The organism is Bacillota bacterium, assembly GCA_040754675.1.
GTDB lineage: Bacteria > Bacillota > Limnochordia > Limnochordales > Geochordaceae > Geochorda.
In genome coordinates this window covers 1-3,371 of the sequence record JBFMCJ010000445.1, presented here as the reverse complement: position 1 = coordinate 3,371, position 3,371 = coordinate 1, and the positions used below count along the sequence as shown (strand labels likewise).

General features: G+C 72.6%; 3 protein-coding genes. All 3 read right to left on the bottom strand.

Translation table 11 applies throughout. The features are described 5' to 3' along the window. Positions 1 to 736, bottom strand: a 736-nt coding sequence (locus AB1609_18725; GenBank protein MEW6048481.1) for a hypothetical protein, incomplete at its 3' end; no start/stop codon positions are given. A gap of 162 nt (positions 737 to 898) precedes the next feature. Next, on the bottom strand, positions 899 to 2,101 hold the full coding sequence (locus AB1609_18720; GenBank protein ID MEW6048480.1) for a DUF3150 domain-containing protein: 1,203 nt from the start codon (positions 2,099 to 2,101) through the stop codon (positions 899 to 901). After that, positions 2,101 to 3,371 (bottom strand): ATP-binding protein (locus AB1609_18715; protein MEW6048479.1); only part of this gene is annotated, 1,271 nt, incomplete at its 5' end. The genes AB1609_18720 and AB1609_18715, both read right to left, overlap by 1 nt.

Here is a 3,371-nt window from a genome sequence, read left to right as displayed (position 1 = left end):
CCTCGCCCACCACGCCGTCCAGGTGGCCGGCGGCCAGGAGCAGCGCCACGTGGCCGGCGTGAAGGGGCACCGGCGGCCTGCCCAGACCGCGCCGGGTATCGCGCCGGAAAAGCCGCCAGAGCGGGGAGCTCTCCACCAGCGCCCGCGCCTCGGCTTCGTCCGGCAGCGCAGGCACTATCCGCGCCGGTTCCGACGGAGGCACAGGGTAGGCGGCTTCCGGCCCGCCGGCCGGGTCAGGTGGGGCCGCGGCCACTCCGAGCAGCGCGCGCTCGGCCCGGACGTCGCCCCGCAGCCTCGGCCTCCTCACGCCGGTCACCGCCACCCCGCCCGGGACGGCCCAGGCGGCCGCGTCGGAGAACCGGTCGCACAGAAACCTTGCGGTCCCCGCATCCAGCTCCTCGGGCGGGCACACCCAGAGGAGCACGCCTCCCGGGGCCAGGCAGCGCCACGTGGCCCGCAGCCACGTCCGCGCCATGCGGCCCGGATCGAGGAAAAGGAGCGAGAAGGCGCCCTCCGGAGCCTGGCACAGGTGCCACGGCCCCAGCACGACGCGGGAGAACCTGCGCGCGAACCGCCCCAGGTCCTCTTCGCGTTCCACCACCGCCCAGGTGTCCGCCCCCGTTCCCCGCACGAGGTCGGCCAGGCCGGCCCCGCGGGCGCAGGGGTCAAGCGCGGAAAAGCGCTCCCCGGGAAACCGGAACAGCCGCCTCAGCAACGAACCCGCAGTCAACTCCACACCTCCCCCTCTTCCCCGGGGACCCGGCCCCGGGTGCTGCTCCTCCCGAACCCGCAGCGCCCCGGCCGCGCCGGGACGCAACTGCAGCACAGGAGCCCCGGCCGCGCCGGAGCCCCAGCCCGCTATGTACGGCGGGAGGCCCGAAGGCCCTCCCGCAGAGCGCTACGCCACCTCGCCGCGCACGGCGCGGGCGTCGCTGTCGAACACGAGCGGCAGTTCGCCCGCCTCCAGCCCCCTCCGCGCCAGCCGCCCCCGGGCCTCCTCGGCCAGGTCCTCAGGGATTTCGTCCGGGATGCCCACGGCGCGGGCCGACCGCGGCGCCTCGCCCAGCTCGAGCAGGGCCCGTCGCGTCACCACCCCGATGTCCCGCAGCAGGCCGACCACGTCCTCCGTGGTGCGGTTGCGAGGCCCCCGGGAAAGCAGCGACTCGATCTGCCTGGCCGCGTCCTCTATGTCCTGGTCCTCCATGAAGTTCAGGGCGCGGATGCGCTCCACCAGGTTGCGGAGCTGCTGCACGGAGGCCCCCACCAACTGGCCGTTCTTCTGCGTCGCCTGCAGGACCTCCGACACCGCCTCGTAGACCTGTGTCTTGAGCTGGCCCAGGAGCTCGTTGACCGTGGCGTCCAGGGTGGCCCGGGTGTCCTTCAGCGCCTGCAGCCGCTGGCGGTACTCCTCCTCCCGCAGGCGGCCTTCGGCCCGCAGCCTCTCGACCTCGGCGCGCTCCCGCTCAACGTCGGCGGGCGAAGCGAGCATGGACACCGCCACCTCGAACGAGAAGCTGCGCAGCAGCTTCTCGCGGGAGGGGAACGCCTCCTCGATCCGGGACAGGTAGCGGCCGACCCAGGCGTCCTCCGGTTCGGACGCGCCGGCGGTGCGGGAAAGCCTCCGGTAGGCCTTGCGGGCGGCGTCCTCGTAGGCGTCCAGCACCGACCGCTTGAGGTCGGCGTAGGTATCACCCACTTCGTCCCGGAACTCCAGGAACTCGGCCCGGATGGGCGCGAGCTCCTCGCGGAACCTGCGGTACGCCGCCGGGGGCATGAAGCGCCCGAAGGCGACCTGGAAGGAGTTCTCCTCCAGCAGGCGCCGGGCACGCGACTCTATCGCCTTGCCCCGGTCAAGCATCCACTTGGGCACGACGTGCTTTTTGCCCAGCTGGACCAGGATCTCTTGTCGGGCGGCCGGGTCTTCGTCCAGCCCCAGGTCTTCCGGGACCAGCCGCTGCTGGCCCCGGAAGTAGGAAATGCGCAGCCGCACGAGCACGCCTTCCTCGAATATCCTCGACCAGGGCGGCTCGGCCACCCGGATCTCGGCGGGGTCGAGCCCCAGCCGCTCGGCGATGGCCCGCCGCCTCTCCTCAGTCCCCACTATATCTCCCTCCTCTGCCGGGGCTGGGCCGCCTGCAGGCGCTCCAGCTCCTTCTCCAGCGTCCCCTCGTCCGGGATGCGCTCCCGGTACCGCGGGGGCAGGAACTCGCGGTCGTTGCACTCCCTTATGGCCAAAAGCGACTGCAGCTCAAGGCTGCGCGTGGACGGCGAGATCACTCCCAGGGCGTAGCGCAGGTCGGCTTCCTCCGGCACCGAGCGGCCCTTGCGGGAGGCAACCTGCCGCGCCTTGACCACCAGGGCTTCCAGCTCCGCCCCGGTCCACCCCTCCGTCTTCGCCGCCACCTCCTCCGCGAGGCCGGCGGGCACGTCCCAGCCCGCCAGGCGGCGGCCGAGCACCCTAAGGATCTGGGCGCGCTCGGGCGCCTCCGGGGGCAGAACCGGGATCTTCACGTCCAGGCGGCCGGGGCGCTTCAGCGCCGCGTCCACCAGGTCGGGGCGGTTGGACGCCACCAGGAACACCACCCGGCCCCGGTGGCGCGTGTCGGACATGTACTCAAGGAGCCGCTTGAACAGCCGGTTGGACACCCCCGAGTCTCCCGACGGCCCGCGGCCCACGCCCACCTGGTCGATCTCGTCCACGAACACCACGCACGGCGTCAGCCCCTCGATGCAGGCCAGGGCCTTCTCGAGGTTCCGCTCCGAAGAGCCCACCCACATGGAGAAGATCTTCGCCATGTTGAGGGCCACGCAGTTCCACCCGGTCTCCCGCGCGAGGGCCTTGGCCAGCACCGTCTTCCCGGTGCCCGGCGGGCCGAAGAGCGCGATGCCCATGGGCACCTGGGACGGCTTGCCCTCGCGCACGGGCCGCACCACGTCCTCCAGGAAGAAGCGCTTGATGTGGTCCATGCCGCCCAGGGCCTCGAACCCGAAGTCGGGCTCGAGGATCTCCAGCACCTCGCCGTACTCGGAGGCCACGATTTCCTGCTTCCGGGTGCGGATCAGCTCCCGGGTGATGGGCGTGCCCAGCCGCGCCGCGCGGAGTTCGATGTCCTCCATGTGCACCAGGCTCAGCCCCGCCGTCTGCGCGGCGAACTCCTCCGGCCGCACCTCCAGCGGCACCGGGTCCTCCTTTTGCCCCAGCCAACCCACGAAGCGCAGCCGCTCCTCGTACCCCGGCGGCGGCACACGCACCAGCTCTATGCGGCTCGAGGCCGCGCGCAGCGACGGGTGAACGGCGGAGGGCTCGCCCGTGACCAGGATCACCATGTTTCCCGCCGCGGCCATGGCCGGGTCGCGGGCCCAGCGCTGCA